22 protein-coding genes are annotated in these 22,409 nt (G+C 69.5%); 11 read left to right on the forward strand and 11 right to left on the reverse strand.

The features are described from left to right. Positions 1-133: 133 nt before the first annotated feature. On the reverse strand, positions 134-385 hold the full coding sequence (locus Q7T09_RS17415) for a SemiSWEET family sugar transporter (RefSeq protein WP_370689277.1): 252 nt from the start codon (positions 383-385) through the stop codon (positions 134-136). Between the two features lie 124 nt (positions 386-509). Further along, entirely contained in the window at positions 510-1,967 is a 1,458-nt protein-coding gene (locus tag Q7T09_RS17420; RefSeq protein WP_304701429.1) for an OprO/OprP family phosphate-selective porin, read from the reverse strand. Positions 1,968-2,161: 194 nt separating this feature from the next. On the opposite strand from Q7T09_RS17420, the gene Q7T09_RS17425 reads away from it, so the two are divergent. The 6 genes from Q7T09_RS17425 to phoB all read left to right on the forward strand — a co-directional run bounded on the left by Q7T09_RS17425 (position 2,162) and on the right by phoB (position 8,687). Next, positions 2,162-3,577, forward strand: a complete 1,416-nt coding sequence (locus Q7T09_RS17425) for an ATP-binding protein (RefSeq protein WP_304701430.1) — start codon at positions 2,162-2,164, stop codon at positions 3,575-3,577. Between the two features lie 92 nt (positions 3,578-3,669). Further along, a complete protein-coding gene (pstC, locus tag Q7T09_RS17430) occupies positions 3,670-5,112 on the forward strand; it encodes a phosphate ABC transporter permease subunit PstC (RefSeq protein WP_304701431.1) in 1,443 nt (480 codons plus the stop codon). Next, on the forward strand, positions 5,105-6,397 hold the full coding sequence (gene pstA / locus Q7T09_RS17435; protein ID WP_304701432.1) for a phosphate ABC transporter permease PstA: 1,293 nt from the start codon (positions 5,105-5,107) through the stop codon (positions 6,395-6,397). The genes pstC and pstA overlap by 8 nt, the downstream gene beginning before the upstream one ends. Positions 6,398-6,431: 34 nt before the next feature. Then, positions 6,432-7,277: a phosphate ABC transporter ATP-binding protein PstB gene (gene pstB, locus Q7T09_RS17440; RefSeq protein ID WP_304701433.1), complete on the forward strand. Its 846-nt coding sequence runs from the start codon at positions 6,432-6,434 to the stop codon at positions 7,275-7,277. Positions 7,278-7,290: 13 nt separating this feature from the next. Next, the gene (phoU, locus tag Q7T09_RS17445) at positions 7,291-7,992 is read left to right on the forward strand and encodes a phosphate signaling complex protein PhoU (protein WP_304701434.1); all 702 of its coding nucleotides are present in this window, start codon (positions 7,291-7,293) and stop codon (positions 7,990-7,992) included. 2 nt (positions 7,993-7,994) lie between these two features. Then, complete coding sequence (gene phoB / locus Q7T09_RS17450) at positions 7,995-8,687, forward strand: phosphate regulon transcriptional regulator PhoB (protein WP_304701435.1); 693 nt, start codon at positions 7,995-7,997, stop codon at positions 8,685-8,687. A 139-nt stretch (positions 8,688-8,826) separates the two neighbouring features. On the opposite strand, the gene Q7T09_RS17455 is transcribed toward phoB, so the two are convergent. Further along, positions 8,827-9,825, reverse strand: a complete 999-nt coding sequence (locus Q7T09_RS17455; protein WP_304701436.1) for a class 1 fructose-bisphosphatase — start codon at positions 9,823-9,825, stop codon at positions 8,827-8,829. A 185-nt stretch (positions 9,826-10,010) separates the two neighbouring features. Here Q7T09_RS17455 and purD point away from each other — a divergent pair, with 185 nt between their 5' ends. Then, on the forward strand, positions 10,011-11,288 hold the full coding sequence (gene purD, locus Q7T09_RS17460) for a phosphoribosylamine--glycine ligase (protein WP_304701438.1): 1,278 nt from the start codon (positions 10,011-10,013) through the stop codon (positions 11,286-11,288). A gap of 103 nt (positions 11,289-11,391) precedes the next feature. Next, positions 11,392-12,465, forward strand: coding sequence for a phosphotransferase family protein (locus Q7T09_RS17465; protein WP_304701440.1), 1,074 nt, complete (start codon positions 11,392-11,394; stop codon positions 12,463-12,465). Here Q7T09_RS17465 and lpxK read toward each other — a convergent pair. The 5 genes from lpxK to Q7T09_RS17490 are packed head-to-tail and all read right to left on the reverse strand — an operon-like array spanning position 12,462 to position 18,200. Continuing rightward, positions 12,462-13,466: a tetraacyldisaccharide 4'-kinase gene (gene lpxK, locus Q7T09_RS17470; RefSeq protein WP_304701441.1), complete on the reverse strand. Its 1,005-nt coding sequence runs from the start codon at positions 13,464-13,466 to the stop codon at positions 12,462-12,464. The genes Q7T09_RS17465 and lpxK overlap by 4 nt on opposite strands. After that, positions 13,463-14,728: a 3-deoxy-D-manno-octulosonic acid transferase gene (locus Q7T09_RS17475; RefSeq protein WP_304701442.1), complete on the reverse strand. Its 1,266-nt coding sequence runs from the start codon at positions 14,726-14,728 to the stop codon at positions 13,463-13,465. The genes lpxK and Q7T09_RS17475 overlap by 4 nt, the downstream gene beginning before the upstream one ends. Beyond that, entirely contained in the window at positions 14,725-15,696 is a 972-nt protein-coding gene (locus tag Q7T09_RS17480) for a cation diffusion facilitator family transporter (protein WP_304701443.1), read from the reverse strand. The genes Q7T09_RS17475 and Q7T09_RS17480 overlap by 4 nt, the downstream gene beginning before the upstream one ends. A 30-nt stretch (positions 15,697-15,726) precedes the next feature. Continuing rightward, the gene (locus Q7T09_RS17485) at positions 15,727-16,428 is read right to left on the reverse strand and encodes a lysophospholipid acyltransferase family protein (RefSeq protein ID WP_304701444.1); all 702 of its coding nucleotides are present in this window, start codon (positions 16,426-16,428) and stop codon (positions 15,727-15,729) included. After that, on the reverse strand, positions 16,425-18,200 hold the full coding sequence (locus tag Q7T09_RS17490; protein WP_304701445.1) for an ABC transporter ATP-binding protein: 1,776 nt from the start codon (positions 18,198-18,200) through the stop codon (positions 16,425-16,427). The genes Q7T09_RS17485 and Q7T09_RS17490 overlap by 4 nt, the downstream gene beginning before the upstream one ends. 88 nt (positions 18,201-18,288) lie before the next feature. Between Q7T09_RS17490 and Q7T09_RS17495 the strand changes: the two genes are divergently transcribed. From Q7T09_RS17495 to Q7T09_RS17505, 3 genes are all read left to right on the forward strand, one after another. Next, entirely contained in the window at positions 18,289-18,627 is a 339-nt protein-coding gene (locus Q7T09_RS17495; protein ID WP_304701446.1) for a VOC family protein, read from the forward strand. A gap of 71 nt (positions 18,628-18,698) precedes the next feature. Further along, positions 18,699-19,364, forward strand: a complete 666-nt coding sequence (locus tag Q7T09_RS17500) for a beta-lactamase hydrolase domain-containing protein (RefSeq protein ID WP_304701448.1) — start codon at positions 18,699-18,701, stop codon at positions 19,362-19,364. 4 nt (positions 19,365-19,368) lie between these two features. Beyond that, the gene (locus Q7T09_RS17505) at positions 19,369-19,989 is read left to right on the forward strand and encodes a DUF1287 domain-containing protein (protein ID WP_304701450.1); all 621 of its coding nucleotides are present in this window, start codon (positions 19,369-19,371) and stop codon (positions 19,987-19,989) included. On the opposite strand, the gene Q7T09_RS17510 is transcribed toward Q7T09_RS17505, so the two are convergent. Genes Q7T09_RS17510 through Q7T09_RS17520 form a run of 3 tightly spaced genes read right to left on the reverse strand, consistent with a single transcriptional unit; the run spans position 19,986 to position 22,367 of the window. Beyond that, positions 19,986-20,222, reverse strand: a complete 237-nt coding sequence (locus Q7T09_RS17510) for a DUF4170 domain-containing protein (protein ID WP_304701452.1) — start codon at positions 20,220-20,222, stop codon at positions 19,986-19,988. The genes Q7T09_RS17505 and Q7T09_RS17510 overlap by 4 nt on opposite strands. 22 nt (positions 20,223-20,244) lie before the next feature. Further along, the gene (locus Q7T09_RS17515) at positions 20,245-21,039 is read right to left on the reverse strand and encodes a 3'(2'),5'-bisphosphate nucleotidase CysQ (RefSeq protein ID WP_304701453.1); all 795 of its coding nucleotides are present in this window, start codon (positions 21,037-21,039) and stop codon (positions 20,245-20,247) included. After that, a complete protein-coding gene (locus Q7T09_RS17520; RefSeq protein ID WP_304701455.1) occupies positions 21,036-22,367 on the reverse strand; it encodes a TldD/PmbA family protein in 1,332 nt (443 codons plus the stop codon). Before Q7T09_RS17520 ends, Q7T09_RS17515 begins: the two co-directional genes overlap by 4 nt. Between the last annotated feature and the right edge of the window lie 42 nt (positions 22,368-22,409).

Genomic DNA, 22,409 nt, shown 5'->3' on the forward strand with positions numbered 1-22,409 from the left:
CGCCTTCGGCCGCGATTGGGGGTTGTGGTGTGCGGGCTCGTCGTCGCGCCCGCGGTTGGCGGTAATCTAGAGTGCGACGGTCGCGGCGCCAACCGGTCAGCGGCTCAGCCGGGCTTTCCGCTGAATCGCCATTTCAGGGCCAGGATCGCCGCCGACAGCGCCAGGCAGACGATGTTGGAGGCGGCCACCGGCCGCTCTCGATCAGGACGCCGTAGGCCGTCCACAGAATAAAGCCGGTGACGGTCACCACGTACATCCGCAGGGAGACCGAGGCGGCGTCCTTCTCCCGCCAGATCTCGGCGATCTGGGGCACGAAGCTGGCCATCGAGCAGAGGGCCGCCAGGGTTCCCACGAGATCGGTGAGCGACAGGTGGGGGATGGTCATGGCGCGGGTCCTCGTCAGCGCCGCGGCAATCGGTCACGCAAGTTGAGTTGCGACGCCGGCGGGCCGGCGTGCCGAAGTCACGCATGGATCGAGATCCTTGGGTTTGGGGCTCGGGCTACTCGGGTTAGAAGGCCAGTTGCGAGCGCAGGTTGAGGGCGCGGTAGTCCTGGCCGATGGCCAGGCCGGCGGTGTTCTTCCGGTCCACACTGACGTTGTAGTAGTCGAGCATGAACTTGACGGCGGGGTTGGGGAACCAGTTCACTCCGACCGTCCAGATGTGCTGCTGGCCACCGCGCACACGGTCGGCGGCGACGAGGCTGTTCTCCGCATAGTTGAGGTCGATGGTGGAGTAGCGGGCGGCCAGCTCCCAGGCGCCCCATTGGCCGTTGGCCGGGTCGAAGGGCTTGTCGACGCTGGGCGCGTCGAAGGCCGCGGTGGTGATGTTGTACTTGCGCCGTTCGCCGGTCAGGACCCAGCCGCCCTCGACGTACCAGCCTTTGAAGCTTGGGTCCGAGGCGCCGGCCGCCGGGTTGCGGCGGTCGACGGAGATGTCGAAGTACTCGCCCTGGACGAACAGGTTCTGCGTCTGGGCGGCCAGTTCAAGGCCATAGGCCTGAGCGCCCCTGGCGTCGATCTGGCCGGTGTCGATCAGCCGCGTGCCGTCGACCCGCAGTTCGGGACGTTCGCGCAGTTGCAGGGTGTAGCGGGTGGCGGCCGCCGCGCCCAGGTCGGTGGGCTGGGCCACGATGCTGGCGTTGGCGCCCACATGCACCAGCCAGTCGAAGCCATGGAGCGGCGTGCCGGCGAGGCGCAGGGCGTAGCCCTGCTGCTCGTCGAAGATCGGGGCGTTGAAGGCCGTGGCGCCGGAGTTCAGGCTCTGGACCAGGGGCCCGGTGGCGATGGCCGAGGCGAACCAGTGGTCGCCGTTACCGATCACGCCCGCGCCGATGCGGGTGTCGCCGCCGGCCAGGCCGCGAGCGATGTCGGCGGCGGCCGGACGCTCGGGGAACAGCGCCCCGTTGGTCGACGCCGCGTCCTCGAGGCCGAGCGGCGGGGCGAAGGCTCCGACCCGGAACCGCAGGGGCTTGAGGCCCGAATACTGGAGCCACAATTCCTGCACCCGGCCGGAGTCCTCCGCGCCGCTGCCGCCGAAGTCGAAGAGGATGTTGTAGTCGAAATTGCCGAACACCTTGCCGTCGACCCCGATGCGGGCGCGGCGGAAGTTGGCGCCGCCGGACAGGTCGCGGACGGTGACGGCGGCCGGCAGGCGGTCCTCCTGGTCGTACTTGGCGGTGTCGAGCTGCATCACCCCGTGCAGGGTGGCCGAGAAGCGGCCGTTGGAGGTGGCGATGGTCGGCTTGCCGCCCGCGATGGTGGCCGAGGTGGTGGTGGCGTCGGTGCGCAGGGCCGCGATGCTGGCCCCCGTCGAGACCTTCAGGTCGGCGATCTGGGCCTGGAGCAGGGCGAGCTGCGCCTCAAGCGCCGCGATCTTGGCGTCGGTCGCCGGATCGGCCGCGGCCAGCCCGGGCCACGCCAGGAAGAGGCCCGCGACCCCCGCCAGCAGTTTCGATTTCCAAGCCATTTGGCCTCTAGCCCCTCGATTGTTGGAGTTTCCAAAACTCAGGTCCGTAAAGACCCGGCAAATCCCATTGGATAAATAGAGATTGATTTGAAGTGGCCGCAGATTTCCTGACAGGGCCGCCAAGCTTGGGCGGTTGTCATGTCGGTGTCATAAGTCTGGAGTCTGCTCGGATATTGCAGTTTCGGAGATTCGCCTTGTCGCAGACGCCGCCGCGCCGATGGCTCCGGCTCTCGGGCCCGGCGCTGATCGCCGGCGGTCTGGGTGTCCTGGCCTTGCTGGTGGTCTCCGCGGGAAGGGGCGATCAGAGCGACGCCGCGGCCTGGATGGCCCTGATCGTGGCGATCCTGGTCCTGGCGGTCGCTTGGCGGGCCGGGCAGCTCGCGCAGGACGCGACCCAGGCGCCGCAGGTTCCGGCCCGGCCGCCCCACGAGAACGCGCCGCCCTATGTCAGCATCATCAACGCCCTGCCCGACCCGGTGCTGGTGATCGCAGCGCATGAACCCGATGACCTCACGGGGCGGCGTTTCGTGGTGGTCAATCAAGCCGCCCGCGACCTGCTGAGGATCCAGCACGACGCTGGCCTCCTGGTTACGGCGATTCGCGATCCCCAGGTGCTGGAGGCGGTGGACGAGGCCCTGTTCGGGGGTCTCGACAGCCAGGCGGTCTATGAGCCCGGCGGGGCCCAGGCTCGGGTGCTGAAGGCCTTCGCCAAGCCGCTCGGCCAGGCGCCCGACGGCTCCCGCCTGGCCCTTCTGGTGTTGCGCGACGAGACCGACATCCGGCGGGCCGAGCAAACCCGCGCCGACTTCCTGGCCAACGCCAGCCACGAGCTGCGCACGCCACTCGCCTCCCTCAGCGGCTTCATCGAGACCCTGCGCGGCCATGCCCGCACCGACGAGGGCGCACGGGAGAAGTTCCTGACCATCATGCAGACCCAAGCCGAGCGGATGGCGCGCCTGATCGACGATCTGCTCTCGCTTTCCCGCATCGAGCTCAACGAGCACATCGCCCCCCAGGGCGAGACCGACCTGACCTTGGCGGTGATGGATGTGGTCGACGCCCTGGGGCCCCTGGCCCGCGAGCGCGGCGTGACCTTGGCGCCCTGCCTGCCGCCCCGGGGCGAGGTGGTGGTGGCCGGGGACCGCGACCAGATCGTCCAGGTGGTGCAGAACCTGGTGGACAATGCGCTGAAGTACTCGCCCAAGGGCGGGGCCGTGACCATCGTCCTGCAGTCGGCCCTGACGGCCGACGCCGCCGCGGCGCCCCTGCGGCCCCAAGCCGCGCGGCTGTCCCTGCTGACCCCGGATCATGGGCATGATCTCTATGCCGCTTTGCGGGTGTCCGACTCCGGGGTTGGCCTCAAGCGTGAACATTTGCCGCGGCTGACCGAGCGGTTCTATCGTGTCGAGGGCCAGAAGAGCGGTGAGCGGTCCGGCACCGGCCTGGGCCTGGCCATCGTCAAGCACATCATGAACCGTCACCGCGGCGGCCTGGCGGTGGAAAGCGTCGAGGGGGAGGGGACGACCTTCAGCGCCTATTTCCCGCTTTCGGCGGCCGCCTTGGCCATGCCGGAGCCACCCATCGAAGACGTTGTTACAAAACCGTCGTAGAAGTGTCGTAAGCCGACAGCATTGCGCGGGCAGGTTCCGCGCGGCGTCAGGCGGACCACCGTCGGGCAAGTTGTTCTGGCTCTGGAGCCCCGATGCTCACCTGGATCGCCCTTCTGGCGCTCTTCCTGTTCTCCGGCGCGACCTACGCCTTCGGTCGCCGCAAGGCCCAGGCCCTGGTCCGCGGACAGAAGGGCGCCCTCCATTCCCTGCCGGGCTACCACGGGAGCTATGTCGCCCTGTGGGCGGGCCTGCCGGCGGCCCTGGTGGTGCTGGCCGCGGCCATGTTTGGCGGCCGGATGGAAGCCGCCCTGCTGCGGGCCGACATCCCCCCCGCCGTTGCGGCCCTGCAGGGCCAGATGCAGGACGTGTTCTTCGACGACGCCCGCGCCCTGGCCCACGGCGGCCAGGCCAGCGAGACGGCCTATGACGGCGACCTGAGGGTCGCGCTGGAGGCCAAGGCCCAGCAGGCCAAGCGCCTGGAGCAGCTGATCCGTTACGGCGCCCTGGCGGCCGGGGCGGTCCTCGGCCTCGCGGGTCTGGCGCTGGCCTATCCGCGCATTAGCCCCAGTTTCCGCGCCCGCAATCGGGTGGAGGGCTGGATCGCGGTGCTGTTCATCGCCTGCGCCGTCACCGCTATCCTGACCACGGTGGGCATCGTCGCCTCCCTGGTCTGGGAGAGCTGGCGCTTCTTCCAGTCGGTGTCGCCCATCGACTTCCTGCTGGGGACCGACTGGGACCCGCAGATCGCCATGCGCAGCGACCAGTACGCCACCAAGGGCGCCTTCGGGGCCGTGCCCCTCTTCGTGGGCACCTTCCTGATCATGCTGATCGCCATGATCGTGGCCGCGCCCATCGGCCTGTTCTCGGCGATCTATCTGTCGGAATACGCCCGGCCCCTGACCCGGGGCGTGGTCAAGCCGCTGCTAGAGATCCTGGCCGGGGTGCCGACCGTGGTCTACGGCTTCTTCGCCGCCCTGACCGTGGGTCCGATCTTCCGCGAGGGCTTCAACAGCCTGGGCCGCCTGATGATCGGCGGCCCCCTGGACGGCCTGGGTGTCTATCTCAGCCAGGTTCAGAACCAGATGGCCCTGGTGGCCGGCGCGGTGATGGGGATCATGCTGATCCCCTTCGTCTCCTCGCTCTCCGACGACATCATGAACGCCGTGCCCCAGTCCCTGCGCGACGGCAGCCTGGCCATGGGCGCCACCCGCTCGGAGACGGTGAAGAAGGTGGTCCTGCCCGCGGCCCTGCCCGGGATCATGGCCGCCATGCTGCTGGCGGTCTCGCGGGCCATCGGCGAGACCATGATCGTCACCATGGCCGCCGGCCTGCAGGCCAAGACCACCCTCAACCCCCTGGACACCGTGACCACGGTGACGGTGCAGATCGTCACCCTGCTGACCGGCGATCAGGAGTTCGACAGTCCCAAGACGCTCTCGGCCTTCGGACTGGGGCTCACCCTCTTCGTGGTGACCTTCATCCTGAACGTGATCGCCCTGCGCATCGTGCAGAAATACCGGGAACAGTATGACTGACGCCGCCCTCCCCACGGACAAGGCCGCCTTCCGCCAGGGGCTGGAGACGCGCCTGAAGAAGCGCTACGCCCAAGAGCGGCGCTTCCGCCTCTATGGCCAGCTGGCCATCACCCTGGCGCTGGGTTTCCTGGTGCTTCTGGTGGGCCGCATCGCCCTGCAGGGCTATTCCACCTTCATCGACTACCAGATCACCCAGTCGATCTATGTCGATCCGGCCAAGGTCGATCGCTCCGACATCGGCGGCGCCAATTTCGACCTGCTGGTGGCCGACCAGATGCTGGCCCGCCTGGGGGAGAAGGACGACGAGTTCGGCGAGACGTCGGGGAAGATGATGGACATCATCTCCAACGACTTCGGCTTCCAGCTGCTGAAGATGGTCAAGGCCGACCCGACCCTGATCGGCAAGACCGTCAAGGTGACCGGCCCGGTCAAGGCCGACGCCGCCCTCTACTACAAGGGCGAGCTGAAGCGCTCGACGCCGGAGGAGGAGCGCAAGCTCGACAACCGGCAGCTGACCTGGCTCGACAGGATGCAGGCCTCCGGGGCGGTGTCCAAGGGCTTCAATTTCGGCTTCCTCACCAAGTCCGACTCCACCGAGCCCGAGCAGGCCGGCGTCCTGGGCGCGGTGGTGGGCTCGGCCATGATGCTGCTGGTGACCGCGGTCCTGGCGGTGCCCATCGGGGTGCTGGCGGCAACCTATCTGGAGGAGTTCGCGCCCAAGAACCGGTGGACCGACCTCATCGAGGTCAACATCAACAACCTCGCCGCCGTGCCCTCCATCGTCTACGGCCTGCTGGGCCTGGCGGTGTTCATCAACTGGCTGCACGTGCCGCGGTCCTCGCCCCTGGTGGGCGGGCTGGTCCTGGCCCTGATGGCCCTGCCGACAGTGATCATCGCCACCCGCTCGGCCCTGAAGGCGGTGCCGCCCTCGATCCGCGAGGCGGCCCTCGGCGTCGGCGCGTCGCGCACCCAGACCGTGTTCCACCACGTCCTGCCGCTGGCCATGCCCGGCGTCATGACCGGGGCGATCCTGTCTCTGGCCCACGCGCTGGGGGAGACCGCCCCCCTGCTGATGATTGGCATGATCTCCTTCGTCCCCGGCGTGCCCGAGGGTTTCACCGGGGCCGCCACCACCCTGCCGGTCCAGGTCTTCATCTGGGAAAACGCCTCGGAGCGCGCCTTCCACGAGCGCACCGCCGCGGCGATCCTGGTCCTCCTCGCCTTCATGATCGTCATGAACCTGGCCGCGATCCTGCTTCGCCGCCGCTTCGAACGCCGGTGGTAGTCCGATGACCCCGCGTCAAACCTCAAGGTCCCCCATGCCCAGCCAGCGCGACGACAGCCAGGCCCAAGCGGCCGCGCCCGTCCACATCGCCGTGGACCGCGCCCACGCCAACGGAACCAGCACGGGCATCAAGATCCGCGCCCGCGACGTCAACGTCTTCTACGGCGACAAGCAGGCCCTGTTCGACGTCTCCCTGGACGTTCCGGAAAAGTCCGTGACCGCCCTGATCGGGCCCTCCGGCTGCGGCAAGTCCACCTTCCTGCGCTGCATCAACCGGATGAACGACACCATCCCCGGCGCGACGGTGCGCGGGCGGATCGAGCTGGACGGCGAGGACGTCAATGACCGTTCCATCGACCCGGTGATCCTGCGCGCCCGGGTCGGCATGGTGTTCCAGAAGCCCAACCCCTTCCCCAAGACCATCTTCGAAAACGTCGCCTACGGGGCCCGCATCCACGGGCTGACCAGCAGCAAGGCCGAGCTGGAGGCCCTGGTGCAGACCGCCCTGAAGAAGGCGGGCCTCTGGGGCGAGGTGGCCGACCGGCTGCACCAGCCCGGGACCGGCCTGTCGGGTGGCCAGCAGCAGCGCCTGGTGATCGCCCGCGCCATCGCCGTCTCCCCGGAGGTGATCCTGATGGACGAGCCCTGCTCGGCCCTGGACCCCATCGCCACGGCGCGGATCGAGGAGCTCATCGACGAGCTGCGCAACCAGTACTGCATCGTCATCGTCACCCACTCCATGGCCCAGGCCGCGCGGGTGTCGCAGAAGACCGCCTTCTTCCACCTGGGCAAGCTGGTGGAGGCCGGTCCCACCGGCGAGATCTTCACCAACCCGCGGGACAGCCGCACCCAGGACTACATCACCGGCCGGTTCGGTTAGGGGCTAGACGACCATGAACGAGCACATCGTCAAATCCTACGAAGACGAGCTGAACACGCTCACCGCCGAATGCGCGCGGATGGGCGGCCTCACCGAGGCCCAGGTGGGCGACAGCATCGAGGCGGTGGTCAAGCGCGACCAGGCCCTGGCCGAGGCCATCGTCGGCCGCGACGAGCGGCTGGACGTGCTGGAGGCCGACATCGAGCGCAAGGCCATCCGGCTGATCGCCCTGCGCCAGCCCATGGCCAACGACCTGCGTAAGACCGTGGCGGCCATGAAGATCGCCATGAACCTGGAACGCTGCGGCGACCTGGCCAAGAACATCGCCAAGCGCACCCTGGTGCTCACCGAGGCCGAGCCGATGAGCCCGCTGACCCGCTCCATCGAGCGGATGGGCAAGCTGGTCCTGGGCCGGCTGAAGGATGTGCTGGACGCCTATACCGGCTCCGACCTCGACCGGGCGCTCGCCGTCTGGTCCCGCGACGACGAGGTGGACGAACACTACAATAGCCTGTTCCGCGAGCTTCTGACCTACATGATGGGCGATCCGCGCACGATCACCGCCTGCGCCCACATGCTGTTCGTGGCCAAGAACCTGGAGCGGATCGGCGACCACGCCACCAACATCGCCGAGATCATCCACTACGAGATCACCGGCGCCGAGACCATAGGCTCGGCCCGGCCCAAGACCGACGACCTGCTGCGGGACGCCTGATCATGATCCCCAACATCCTGGTGGTGGAGGACGAGGACGCGCTGTCCACCCTCCTGCAATACAACCTTGAGAAGGAAGGTTATGACGTGGTCGTGGCCGCCGACGGCGAGGAAGCCCTGACCCTGGTCAGCGAACGCCTGCCCGACCTGATCGTGCTGGACTGGATGCTGCCCAAGGTCTCGGGCATCGAGGTCTGCCGCCGGCTGCGCCAGCGCACCGAGAGCCGCAACGTGCCGATCATCATGCTGACGGCCCGCGGCGAGGAGAGCGACCGCATCCGCGGTCTCGACACCGGCGCCGACGACTATGTCATCAAGCCCTTCGCCATGAGCGAGCTGTCGGCCCGCATCCGCGCGGTGCTGCGCCGCATCCGGCCGGGCCTGGCCGAGGATCGGGTGCATATCGGCGACCTGGTGATCGACCGCGTCGCCCACCGGGTGAAGCGCGCCGGGTCCGAGGTCCATCTTGGCCCCACCGAGTTCCGGCTGCTGGACTACCTGATGCAGCATCCGGGCCGGGTCTTCTCCCGCGAGCAGCTGCTGGACGCCGTCTGGGGCTCCGACGTCTATGTCGAGGCCCGCACGGTGGACGTCCATATCGGCCGACTGCGCAAGGCGCTGAACCGCCAGGAGAGCGAGGCCGATCCGATCCGCACCGTGCGCTCGGCGGGCTATTCCCTGGACATGGACGCCTAGAGCCCTTTCCGATCTGATCGCTTCAATCAGATCGGATAAAAAGGGCTCTAATTCAAAAGGTTAGAGCATTTTTCGATCCGATAACCGTTTCACACTTATCGGAAAATGCTCTAGACCCGGAGGGGCGTAGCCGGCGTCTTCAGACCCCTGTCGCCTCGGCGTGCAGCGCCATCAGGTGCTCCACCTCGGCGCGCGACCCCAGCATCACCGAGATGCGCTGGTGCAGGGAGGTGACCTCGGCGTCCAGGATGTGCCCCTGGCCGTCGAAGGCCGCGCCCCCGGCCTGCTCCACCAGCATTGACATGGGGTTGGCCTCGTACATCAACCGCAGCTTGCCGGCCCGGTCGGGCTCGCGGGCGTCCCACGGATAGAGGAACACCCCGCCGCGCACCATGATGCGGTGGACGTCGGCCACCATGGAGGCGATCCAGCGCATGTTGTAGTTCTTGCCCCGCGGCCCTTCTTCGCCGGCCAGGCAGGCCTCGACATAGCCGCGCACGGGCGGGGCCCAATGGCGCAGGTTCGAGGCGTTGATAGCGTATTCCTTGGTCTCGTGCGGGATGGTGATCGCATGCGCGGTGGGGACCCACTCGTCGTTCAGCGGGTCCAGGGTGAAGGCGCGGACCCCGTTTCCCAGGCTCAGGACCAGGGTCGTCTGAGGCCCATAGACCACATAGCCGGCGGCGACCTGGTTGCGGCCGCTCTGCATGAAGTCGGCCGTGGCCGCCGGCCTCGGGCTTTCCGCGCGCGGGGCTGGCAGGATGGAGAAGATGGTGCCGATGGAGACGTTCACATCGATATTGCTCGACCCGTCCAGGGGATCGAACAGCAGCAGGTAGCCCCCCTCCGGACCGACCTCGCGCACCGGATAGATGTCGTCCATCTCCTCCGAGGCCATGGCCACGAGGCCTGGGGCCTCGGCGCACCGCTGCAGCAGAATCTCGTTGGAGATGACGTCCAGCTTCTTCTGCACCTCACCCTGGACGTTCTGGCTTTCCAGGGCGCCCAGGATCTCGCCGGCCGCGCCGCGGCGCACCAGGGCGCTGATCTGGCCGCAGGCCTCGACCACCGAGCCGATCAGTGCGGTCAGGCGCGGATCGACCGCGTCGTGGGCGAGAAAATCATCAAGCTTGATCAAGACCGATCATCCTCCGAATTCGCCCTGGCCGGGCTTAGGGCCCGTAAGACCACAAGGGCGGGAGGGACGACAACCCCATCCTCGCCCGCGGCGCCTATGCCAGGGGCGCGATCTCGGCGCGCGGCACGAGCTTGTGCCGGGCTGGCGGCTTGACCGCCCGGGCCTGACGGGCGAAAGCGCGGACCATGAACATTCTCCTCGTCGGTTCGGGCGGGCGCGAACACGCCCTGGCCTGGAAGATCGCGGCCTCGCCGCTCACCCGCCGCCTGGTGATCGCGCCGGGCAATCCCGGCATGGCGGCGCTCGGCGAACTTCGGGCCCTCAAGCCCACCGACGTGCCGGCCCTGGTGGCGCTCGCCCGGGAGATCGCCGCCGACCTGGTGGTGATCGGGCCCGAGGTCGCCGTCGAGGCGGGCCTGGCCGACGCCCTGGCCGAGGTTTCCATCCCCTGCTTCGGACCGACGGCCTTCGCCGGGCAGCTGGAGAGCTCGAAGGCCTTCACCAAGGCCTTCTGCGACCGCCATGACCTGCCGACCTCGGCCTATGGGGTGTTCGAGGACGCGCCCGCCGCCAAGGCGGCGCTCTCCGGCTTCAAGCCGCCCTATGTGATCAAGGCCGACGGCCTGGCCGCCGGCAAGGGTGTGGTCATCGCTGAGGACCTCGCGACCGCGCATGCCGCCATCGACGACACCCTGGGCGGCCGGTTCGGCACGGCCGGCGTGCGGGTGGTGATCGAGGAGTTCCTGGTGGGCGAGATCGGCTCGCTGTTCGCGCTCTGCGACGGCAAGACCTCGATCCTGTTCGGCGGGGCCCAGGACCACAAGCGGGCCTATGACGGCGAGCAAGGCCCCAACACCGGCGGCATGGGCACCTATTCCCCGGCCCCGGTCTTCACGCCGCAACTGATGGAGCAGACCCGCGTCCGCCTGGCCGAGCGCGCCTTCGCAGGCATCGCGGCTGAGGGCGCGCCCTATCGCGGGGTGCTGTTCGTGGAGCTGATGGCCACGGCTGACGGCCCCAAGCTGGTGGAGTTCAACGTCCGCTTCGGCGACCCCGAATGCCAGGTGCTGATGCTGCGCCTGGAGAGCGATCTGGTCCCCTACCTGCTAGCCTGCGCCACCGGGACCCTGGACCAAATGCCGGCGCCGGTCTGGCGCGACGACGCCGCCATCTGCGTGGTCATCGCCGCCGAGGGCTATCCGGACGCGCCGAAGACTGGGGCGGTGATCACCGGGGCCGAGCAGGACTTCGGACCGGATGTGGTGGTGTTCCATGCCGGAACCGCCCGAGACGCCGATGGGACCTTGAGGGCCAGCGGCGGCCGGGTGCTCAATGTCTGCGCCCGCGCCCCCACCCTGCAGGCGGCCCGCGACCGCGCCTATGCGGCGGTGGCGAAGATCGATCTGCCCGGCGGTTTCCACCGCAGCGATATCGGCTGGCGGGTGCTCGGAAGGCCCGCCTAGGTTTTCGAAGTTCCGGTATGAACTTCGCCTCTTGCCTTGCCCTCGGGGCAGGGGGATCGGTATGGTGTTTTCAAACACGCGTAAGAGAACAAGGGGAACGCTCATGGCCGAAGCAGACGAGCAGGCTCGCGAGCAGCTCAACACCGGCACCAAGGAAGTGGCCGAGAGCCACAAGTTCGACGAGGCCGCCCTGGCCGCCTGGATGGAGGCCAATGTCGAGGGCTATGCCGGTCCCCTGGAGGTGCGCCAGTTCAAGGGCGGCCAGTCCAACCCCACCTACCAGCTCGTCACCCCCAACAAGAAATACGTCCTGCGCCGCAAGCCGCCGGGCAAGCTGCTGCCCTCGGCCCACGCGGTGGACCGCGAGTACAAGGTGATCACCGCCCTGCACACCACCGGCTTTCCGGTGGCCAAGTCCTGGGGCCTGTGCACCGACGACGGCGTCATCGGCACCATGTTCTATGTGATGGACATGGTGGAGGGCCGCATCCTCTGGGACCAGAGCCTGCCGCAGTATGAGCCGGCCGAGCGCCACGCCATCTACATGGCCAAGCTGAAGACCCTGGCTGACCTGCACAACACCGATTACGAGGCCATCGGCCTGGGGGACTACGGCCGGCCCGGCAACTATATGGGCCGCCAGGTCGATCGCTGGACCAAGCAGTACAAGGCCAGCGAGACCGAGCACATCGAGGAGATGGAGCGGCTGATTACCTGGCTGCCCCAGAGCCTGCCCGAGCAGGAGCGCACCACCATCGTCCATGGCGACTACCGCCTGGACAACATGGTGCTGCACGCCACCGAGCCGCGGGTGGTCGCCGTGCTGGACTGGGAGCTCTCGACCCTGGGCGAGCCCCTGGCCGACTTCACCTATCTGCTGATGAACTGGGTCAATGGCGGCATCGCGGCCATCCCGGACCTCAAGGCCCACGGCATCCCGACCCTCGACGAGTACGTGGCGGAGTATTGCCGGCTGACGAACCGCGAGGCCCTGCACGACCTCAACTGGTTCTTCTCCTACAACATGTTCCGTCTGGCCGGGATCTGCCAGGGCATCGTCGGCCGCGCCCGTGACGGCACGGCCAACAGCCCGCAGGCCGCCGCCATGGCCCTGCGGGTCCCGCAACTGGCCAAGGCCAGCTGGATCTACGCCCAGAAGGCAGGGGCTAAGGTCTAAAGCGCCCGGTCGAGCAGCGCTTCGAGGGCGGCCTCGTCCTCGAACACCGCCGCGACCGGCCAGGCGGTGATCCTCGCGCGCCACTCGGCTGGCAGGCGCGCCCAGTCCTTCTCGGTGGTCACCAGCCCCGCGCCGAAGGTCGCCGCCCGGTCGGCCAGGCTCCGCAGGGTCCTGGCGTCATAGGCCATGTGGTCGGGGAAGGGCGCGAAGTCCTTCAGGTCGCAGCCGGCCGCCTGCAGGGACCGCTCCACCTTCCAAGGCTTGCCGACGCCGGCGAACCCCACCTGCGGGCCTGACGGCGGCGGGGCGATCGGCGCCAGGCGGGCGATCAGCACCGGCTTGCCGGGGAACATCGCCACCAGTTCGGGATCGGGCGCCTCCAGGTCGGACGGCAGCATCAGGATTACCGCGTCGGCCCGGGCCAGGCCCACGGCCAGGGGCTCGCGCAGGGGCCCGGCGGGGAAGACCGCGCCGTCCCCCAGGGGCCACTCGTTGTTGCGGGTCTCGCCGTCCACCACCACCAGGGACAGGGTCTTCCTTACCGACGGGTTCTGGTGGCCATCGTCCATCACCAGGGCCTGGGCGCCGGCCCAGGCGGCGGCCAGCGCCCCCTTGGCCCGGTCGCGGGAAATCCAGATCGGCGCGTCGGCCGCCAGCATCAGGGGCTCGTCCCCCACCTCGGCGGCGCTGTGCCTGGCGGGATCCACCAGGATCGGACCCTCCAGGGAACCGCCATAGCCTCGCGACAGGCCCTGGGCGTCGATATGTCGGGCTCGCAGGCGCTTCAGCAGCTCGCGCACCACCGGGGTCTTGCCCGTGCCGCCGGCGGTGAGGTTGCCGACGCAGATCACCGGCACGCCGGGATCAAGGGGAACGGTCCGCGCGATCCGGCGGGCGGTCACCGCCGCCCAGATCCAGGCGGCGGGCTTGAGCAGGGCGCGGGCCACCGGCGCCGGGGCGCCGTCGCGGACATACCACCAGCGGGGCGTGGGCAGCTTCATGCGGGCAGCAGGGGTTCGAGCAGGGCCAGCGCGCGGTCGAGGGCGCCTTCCTGGCTCCCGGCATAGGCCAGGGCCGCTTCGCCCATGCGCCGGCCGATGTGGGGATAGTCGGCCAGGCCTCTCAGGTGACGGGCCAGGGCGGCGCTGTCCGGCGCCTCGATGGCCGCGGCCAGGGCGAGGAGGTCGGCATAGAGGGCCGTGGCGTTGAAGGCGTGGGGGCCGGAGAGGATCGGCCGCGCCAGCCGCGCCGGCTCCAGGGGATTGTGCCCGCCGATCCCCGGCAGGAAGGCGCCGCCCATCACCACCAGGTCGGCCAGGCTGTAGAGCAGGCCCATCTCCCCCAGGGTGTCGGCGACATAGGCGGTGGTTTCCGCCGTGAGCGGCTCGCCCGCCGCGCGTCGGGCCACCTGGAAGCCGGCGGCCCGCAGCAGGGCGGCCACGGCCTCGCCTCGGGCGGGATGGCGCGGGGCGATCACCAGCAGGCTGTCGACCAGGGCCGCCTCACGGACGGCGGCGATGACGATCTCGTCCTCGCCCGGATGGGTGTTGGCGGCGAGCACGATGCGTCGGCCGCTCGCCGCGGACGTCAGTCGCGCCAATTCGGCGGGGTCGCAGGGCAGGGGTTCGCCCACCGTCTTCAGGTTCAGCAGCGGCCCGGTGCGGGCCCCCAGGGCCTTGAGCCGCGCGGCCGTCTCCGCCTCCTGCGGAAGGATCAGGTCGAAGGCGCCCAGCAGGGCGGTGGCCGCGCCGCGCACGCGAGCCCAGCCGTCGGCGCTGGCCTGGGTCATCCGCGCCGAGACCAGGGCGAGCTTCACCTCCCGCTCACGGGCGCCGAGGATCAGGTTGGGCCAGAGTTCGCTCTCCACGAGGATTCCCAGGCTTGGCCGCCAATGAGCAAGAAACCGCGCCACGGCGCCGGGAGCATCCACCGGCGCGTACTGGTGGATCACTCCGGCCGGCAGGCGTTGGGCCAGGAGCTCGGCCGAGGTCCGGGTGCCGGACGTCACCAGCAGGGTCAAGTCCGGCCGCGCGGCCAGGGCGCCTACCAGGGGCAACAGCGACATGCTCTCGCCGACGCTCACCCCGTGCAGCCAGACCAGAGGGCCATCGGGGCGCGGAAGACCAGAGCGGCCCAGGCGCTCCTCGAGCCGGGCCGCGTCCTCCTTGCCCGCCGCCACTCGCCGCCGCAGCAGGGGCCGGGCGAAGGGTTCCAGGAGGCCTAGGGCGGCTGCGTAGAGGGCAAGGGAGAGCGGGCGTCTCACACGGCTTCCGCGGGCGAGAGGCGGCAGACCTCCGCCCCGCCCATCTCCACCTGCAGGGTGCAGTGGCCGATGTTGAACCGCTTGGCCAGACCCTCGCAGGCCGAATGCAGGAAGGTGTCGCCGTCGGGATTGGAGGGCCGGGTCAGGTGGGCGGTCATGGCCGTCTCGGTGGTGCTCATGGCCCAGACGTGCAGGTCGTGGACGTCGGTGACGCCGGGCAGGGCGGTGAGCCAGGAACGCACCTCGCCCACGTCGATCCCCTTGGGGGCGGCGTCCAGGGCCAGGTTCACCGAGTCCTTCAGCAGGCCCCAGGTCCCCAGCACGATCACCACGGCGATCCCCAGGCTGAGCGCCGGGTCGATCCAGCCCAGGCTGGTCAGGGCCATGACGCCCGCGCCCACCACAACCGCCAGGCTGACGGCGGCGTCGCTGGCCATGTGCAGGAAGGCGCCGCGGACGTTCAGGTCGTCGTGGCCGCGCATGAACATCAGGGCCGTGGCGGTGTTGATCACCACCCCGATGGCCGCGACGATCATCACCGGCAAGGTGGCGACGTCGGCCGGCTCGGCGAAGCGGCGCACGGCCTCCGCGCCGATGACCCCGACCGCCACCAGCAGCAGGACGGCGTTGGCGAGCGACGCCAGGATGGTGACCTTGCGCAGGCCATAGGTGCGGCGCGCGCTCGGCGCCCGGCGCGCCAGGATGGTGGCGCCCCAGGCCAGCAGCAGGCTCAGCACGTCGGAAAGGTTGTGGCCGGCGTCGGCCAGCAGGGCCAGGGACCCTGACCACAGGCCGGCCCCGACCTCGGCCAGGACGAAGCCGAAGTTCAGCGCCACCCCGATGGCGAAGGCGCGCCCGAAATCCTTCGGCGCGTGGCTATGGCCGTGATCGTGAGCATGGCCATGGGCGCCATGATCATGGTGGTGATCATGGTCGTGGTGGGAGTGATCGTGGTGATCGTGGGCCATGCCCCTATGTCTCACCGAGCGGGCGGCGGATCAATCCGCCGCCACCCGGGACTCCGCCTGTCGGGTGGCCGCCGACAGTTTCGAGGCCCAGTCCGCGGTCAGGGCCTCGATGGCCGCGTCGTCGGCGTCGGCGGGGACGTAGTAGGGGCCCTCCCAGATCGCCGAGCCCTTGCCGAAGGGCGAGGCCACCATGGCGGTGTCCCAGCTTCCCAGCCGCTTGGCCGGCGAGGCCGCCAGCCCCACCAGCAGCACCGGGGCGCCGGTCCGCTTGGCGATCTGCAGGGCGCCGGGCGCCATCACCTCGTTGGGGCCACGCGGCCCGTCGGGGGTGACGATCAGCACCCCGCCGCCCTTCACCCAGGCCATGGCCTCGCGGAAGGCGGCCACCACCGCTCGGGCCTTGGCGGAGTCGCCCTTCTTGGCCGAGGAGGCGCGGATGGAGGGAAAGCCGTTGTGGGCCATGGCCTGGGCGAAGAACTCGCCGTCGGCCGAGGGGGAGACCAGACAGCGACCGAGCTTGGCCTGTGTCAGGATCGGCGCGACGGTCAGGGCCACCGGGATGCGGCCGTGCCAGAGCAGGGCGATGACCCCGGGCTCGCCCCGCAGCACGGCCTTGGCGCCGTCCAGGTTCTCGTGCCGCCAGCGGACGCTGTGGCGGATCAGGCTCATATAGCCGGCCAGGACCCAGCCCAGGAACGCCTGCACGGCGGGTCTGCGGATGAACTTCTTCACGCCGCGGTCTCGGCCTCGAGGTCCTGGCTGCGGGCCAGGCGGGCATAGAGGCCGCGCTTCTTGATCAGGGAGCCGTGGTCGCCGGTCTCCACCACCCGGCCCTTGTCGATCACATAGATGCGGTCGGCGCCGCGCACGGTCGACAGGCGGTGGGCGATCAGGATGGTGGTGCGGCCGGCCATCAGGCGGGCCAGCGCCGCCTGAACCTGGGCCTCGCTCTCGGTGTCCAGCGCGCTGGTGGCCTCGTCCAGCAGCAGGACGGGGGCGTCCTTCAGGAAGGCGCGGGCGATGGCGATCCTCTGCCTCTGGCCCCCCGACAGCCGCGCCCCGGCCTCGCCCACCAGGGTCTCGTAGCCGTTGGGCAGGGACAGGATGAAGTCATGGGCGGCCGCCGCGCGGGCCGCGACCTCGATCTCGTCCTGGCTGGCGTCGGGGCGCGCATAGGCGATATTGGCCCGGATCGTGTCGTCGAACAGGAATGGCTCCTGGGTCACCAGGGCGATCTGGGCGCGCAGGGACGACAGGGTCACGTCGCGGATGTCGGTCCCGTCGATGGTCACCCGGCCGCCGGTGGCGTCGTAGAAGCGGGGAATCAGGTTGAGGATGGTGGTCTTTCCGCCACCCGAGGGGCCCACCAGGGCGACGGTCTCGCCACGATGGACCTCCAGGGTGACCTCCTGCAGGGTCGGCGGCCCGTCGGCGTAGGAGAAGCCGACGCCCTCGAAGCGGATGGTGGCGGCGCCCCGCGCCAGGGCGCCGGCGCCGGCCTGCTCGCGGACCTCCGGCTCGACGTCGAGGGCGGCGAACAGCCGCCGGGCGGCGCTGAGGCCTTCGGCCATCACCGTCTGCAGGTTGGAGAGCTGGCGCAGGGACTGAGAGGCCAGGCCCAAGGCCAGGATGAAGGCCATGAAGGCGCCGACGTTCATGGCGCCTGACTGCGAGCGCCAGCCGGCATAGGCGATGACCGCCGCCGTGATCAGGGTCATGACCAGTTCGGTGGCCGGCGCGGCCCGGGCGCGGGCGTTGGCGCCCTTCACCAGATGCTTCTGGCGGCGCTGCACCACCTCGGAGACCCGGGCCTCCTCATAGGCCTCGCGGTTCTCGATCTTCACCACCCGCACCCCGTCCAGGCTCTCCATGATCGCGGTGGAGAGCGCCGAGGTCTCGGCCATGGCCCCCTTGGCGGCCTTGGAGGTGCGCTTGGAGAACCGGCGCATGATGAAGCCGGTGATGGGGGCCGCCGCCACCAGGGTGAGCGACAGCAGCAGGTCGTTGGAAACCATCACCGTCACCGCCCCGATCACGGTCAGGGCGTGCTGGGTGTAGTTGATCACGCCGGAGGTGGCCGCCTCGCGGATCAGGCTGGCGTCGTAGAGCACAGAGGAGACATAGGCCCCGGAATGCTGGGTGCGCAGATGGGCCAGGTCGGCGCGCACCAGCTTTCCGAACAGCTGCACCTGGACGTCGCCCACCACGGCGTTGCCGATCTGGTTGACCAGAGAGGCCTGGATGACCTGGGCCAGCGCCCGGCCGATGGCCAGGGCGCCGATGGTCAGCGGCACCATCACCAGGGCGCCCGGCTTATGGTTGACCAGCAGGTCGTTGATGGCCGGCTCGAAGATCTGCACCAGCTTGGCCGACAGGAAGGCCACGGCGATGGCCGCCACCATGGCGGCCGTCCAGGCCCTCCACCGGGGCCGCATATAGACCCGGGCGATCCGGGCGATCAGGGCGCGGGCGGACAGCTCGGGCTCGTGGGTGGGCGCGGTCATCGTCCATGGCGTCGGCTGTCGGGACCGGGAAGTCAAGCTTGGCCCGATGCGCTAAGATGCGGCGCCGGCAGGATGAGGAGGGGGCGAGATGAAGATCTACGGGGTGCGGGTCTGGGTCGACGACATGGCCGCCGCCAAGCGCTTCTATGGTGAGACCCTGGGTCTCAAGGCCAAGTGGGAGATGGCTGTCGCGGTCGGCTACGACCTGGGGATCGACCTGATCGTCGAGCTGGATGAGGGCGGGGAGGACTCCCTGGTGGGACGGTTCGTCGGGGTCTCGATCCAGGTCGACGACATCCAGGCGACCTATGAGGCGCTCAAGGCCAGGGGCGTGCCGTTCCTTGCGCCTCCCGAGAAGATGTCCTGGGGTGGGACCCTGGCGCATTTCAAGGATCCGGCCGGCAACACCTTGACCCTTATGCAATAGCTGCGACCCGCCGCCCGCTTCCGTTCGGGCCCGCCACGTCCTAGTTAGGGGGCAATCTTCTGGAGCGCCCCTTGGCCGAATTCGATCTGAAATCCCCCGGCGGGCGGCTTTCCACCACGCTGAACTACCTGTGGAACGACCACGCCTATCTGCGGCTGGCCTTTTCCAACGCCCACTGGGTCAGCGATGAGCTGGTGCGCACCAACCAGCCCTGGCCCTTCCAGCTGGCGGAATGGAAGCGCCGTGGGATCAAGACCATCATCAACCTGCGCGGCGGGTTCGACGCCAGTTTCCACGCCCTGGAGAAGGACGCCTGCCAGCGCCTGGGCCTGAAGATGGTGGACTTCACCATCACCAGCCGCGAGGTGCCCAGCCGCGCCCGCGTCCACGGGGCCAAGGACCTGTTCGAGACCATCGAGTATCCCGCCCTCATGCACTGCAAGTCCGGGGCGGACCGGGCCGGGATCATGAGCGTCTTCTACATGCACTTCCGGCAGGGCAAGCCGATCCGCGAGGCCCTGGAGCAGCTTTCGCTCAAGTACCTGCACGTCAAGCACGGCAAGACCGGGGTGCTGGACTACACCTTCGAGCGCTACCTCGCCGAGGGCGAGCCCAAGGGTCAGACCTTCCTGGAATGGGTCGACAGCCCCGCCTACGACGAGGCCGCAATAAAGGCCGATTTCCGCAGCGAGATGTGGGGCCGGCTGCTCACCGAGGGCCTGCTCAGACGGGAATAGGCCCATGCCGACACGCCGCGTCCTGCTTGGAGGCCTGCTGGCCGCTCCGGCCTGGCGTGCGCGGGCGGCGGTCTCCGGCCAGGCCCTGGCCCGGGCGGCCCGCGCCCAGGTGGGCGTCACCACCGGCTATGATCCCAGCTATGCGCGCCTGGCCTATCCCGGCGGCGATGTCGGCAGGGCCACCGGCGTCTGCGCCGACGTGGTGATCCGCGCGGCCCGCGACGCCTGGGGGCTCGACCTGCAGAGGCTGGTGCATGAGGACATGGTCCGCGCCTTCTCCGCCTATCCCTCCCGGCGCGCCTGGGGCCTGAGCCGCCCGGACGCCAATATCGACCATCGACGGGTGCTCAACCTGGAAACCTACTGGGCGCGGTCCGGGGCGCAGCTCTGGAGGGCCGCCGCGCCGGCGCTGGGCAAGGTCTCCCCCCATCCCCTGGCGGTGGGCGACATCCTGACCTGGCGAGTCGCCGGGACCCTGCCCCATGTCGGCGTGGTCACCGCCGCCGGCGACGGCTCGCGGGTGGCGCATAACATCGGCGCCGGCGCGCGGGAGGAGAGCCTGGCGATGTTCGCGGCCCACACGGCGGTCGGTCACTACCGCTGGCGGCCAGCGGACAAGGCCTAATGTTCGTGCTCGTCCTTGTCGGGGTCGAGCAGCTTGTGGGCGTGGATGATGAAGTAGCGCATCAGGGCGTTGTCCACCGTCGACTGGGCCTTGGTGCGCCAGGCGGCGACCGCCTCGGCATGGCTGGCGTAGGCGCCCACCAGGTCGACCTTGGAGAGGTCGCGGAAGGTGTTGTGCTCGAGGTCTTCAAGTTCACCGCCGATGACGAGGTGCAGGAGCTGCTTGTCGGGCATGGCTGAGGTTTTCCGAAGTGAATCAACTCCTCAAGGCGATATGCCCGACACGGTTAAGGATCAATGGCGCCAGACGCGGCGCGGCGCAGACAAGGCTGGGCTGGGCGGGATTGGCCTGGTTGTAGGCGAAGGGCTTGCCCAGGTGGTCGCCGCAATAGGCGCCGGCCTCGCGGGCGATCAGATCGGCGGCGGCCAGGTCCCAGTCGCTCTTGGCCACCAGGGCCACGGCGGCGTCGAAGGCACCGGCGGCCACCAGGCACATGCGGTAGGCGGTGGAGTTGCGCGCCTCGATCCGCATGGCCGGCCAGGGCTGTGGCCAGGAGGGATGCTCGAACATCCTCTGGTCGCCCACCATGCCGCAGCCCTCGACGAGATCGCGATCGCTGGCGCGGATACCGGTGTCGTTCATCCAGGCGCCCTGTCCCGCGAGGGCGGTGTAGGTCTCCTCCACATCGGGGGCGAAGACCACGCCGGCGATGGGCAGGCCATCCTCCACCACGGCGACGGAGACCGCCCACCAGGGCCGGTCGCGGATGAAGGCCCGGGTGCCGTCGATGGAGTCCACCACGAACAGGCGGCGCGTGGACAGGCGGTCGGAATTGTCGGCGGTCTCCTCCGACAGCCAGCCATAGTCGGGCCGCGCGCTCCGCAGGCGTTGCGTCAGCAGGGCGTCGGTGGCGAGATCGGCATTGGTGACCTGCGACTTGTCGGCCTTGTAGTCGACCGTCAGGCCCTGGCGGCGCAGGTCGGTGGCCAGCAGCCCGGCCTCCCGCGCGGCGGCGACGATCAGGTCGAGATCGGCGCGCGCATCGGTCATTTCCCGGCGATGGCCAGACCGTCCACCAGGATCGAGGGCGCGTTGGCCGAACCGCGGAACTCCAGGTCCGAGCCGGGGATCAGGCGGGCGTAGATATCGATCAGGTTGCCGGCCACGGTGATCTCGGTCACCGGATAGGCCAGCTCGCCGCCTTCGAACCAGAAGCCCGCGCAACCCACCGACCAGTCGCCGGTGTTGGCGTTCAGCGAGGGGCCGAACATCGAGGTGATCAGTACGCCCTTGCCGGCCTGCGCCATCAGGGCGGCCTGGTCCTTGTCCCCGGGGAGCAGGGTCAGGTTGGTGGTGCTGACGCCCGGAGGGCCGGCGAGGCCCCGGGAGGCGTGACCGGTGGTCTCCAGGCCCAGCTGCCGGGCCGAGGAGGAGTTCATCAGCCAGGTGGTGAGCACCCCGTCGTCGATCAGGTTCCAGGCGCGGTTGGCCACCCCTTCGTCGTCGAAGGGGGAGGAGCCCAGGCCGCGCACCTTGTGCGGGTCGTCGGTGACCGTGATCCCCTTGGCGAAGATCTGCTGGCCCAGCCTGTCCTTGAGGAAGGAGTTGCCGCGGGCGATGGAGGGCCCGGAGATGGCGCCGATCAGCGGACCGATCAGGGACATGGCCAGGCGGTTCTCAAAGATCACCGGGGCGGTGGTGGAGTCGATCTTGCGGGCCCCCAGGCGGGCGGCGGCCCGGCGGCCGGCCTCGGCGCCGATGCTCTCGGGGGTGGGCAGGTCGGACTGCCAGCGGGTGGAGCGGCCGTCATAGCCGCCCTCCATCTCGTCGCCCTCGCTGGCGATCACCGAGACCCCGATGGAATAGCTCGAGGCGCGGTGCACGCCGGAGAAGCCGCCGGAGGTCACCAGCCGCCACTGGCCCGAGGAGGTGGAGGCCGAGCCGCCGTCGGAATTGGTGACGCGCGGCATGGCGCGGCCGGCCTCTTCGGCGGCGCGGGCGCGGTCCTCCAGCTGTTCGGGCGTCGGCTCGGCGCCGTCGTAGAGATCGAGGTCGGGGAAGGGGCCCCGGGCCAGGCGCTTGGGGTCGGCGAGACCGGAATAGGGATCCTCGGGCGCCAGCCGGGCCATGGCCACGGCGCGTTCCACCAGCTTGGCCCGGGCGTCGGCCGAGATGTCGGAGCCCGACACGGTGGCCTGCTGCTTGCCGATGAAGACCCGCAGGCCGAGGTCGCGAGACTCCTCTCGCTCCACCTCTTCCAGCTTGCCCAGGCGGACATTGATCCCAAGGGCGGCGCGCTCGGCGCCCACGGCTTCGGCGCTATCGGCGCCGGCCTTCAGGGCGGCGGCGACGACATCGGCTAACAGGCTCTCTTCCATGCGGTGGATATGGCCGGGCGAAGGCTCGGGGGCAAGCCCGGC

This window comes from Phenylobacterium sp. (assembly GCF_030645195.1).
GTDB lineage: Bacteria > Pseudomonadota > Alphaproteobacteria > Caulobacterales > Caulobacteraceae > Phenylobacterium.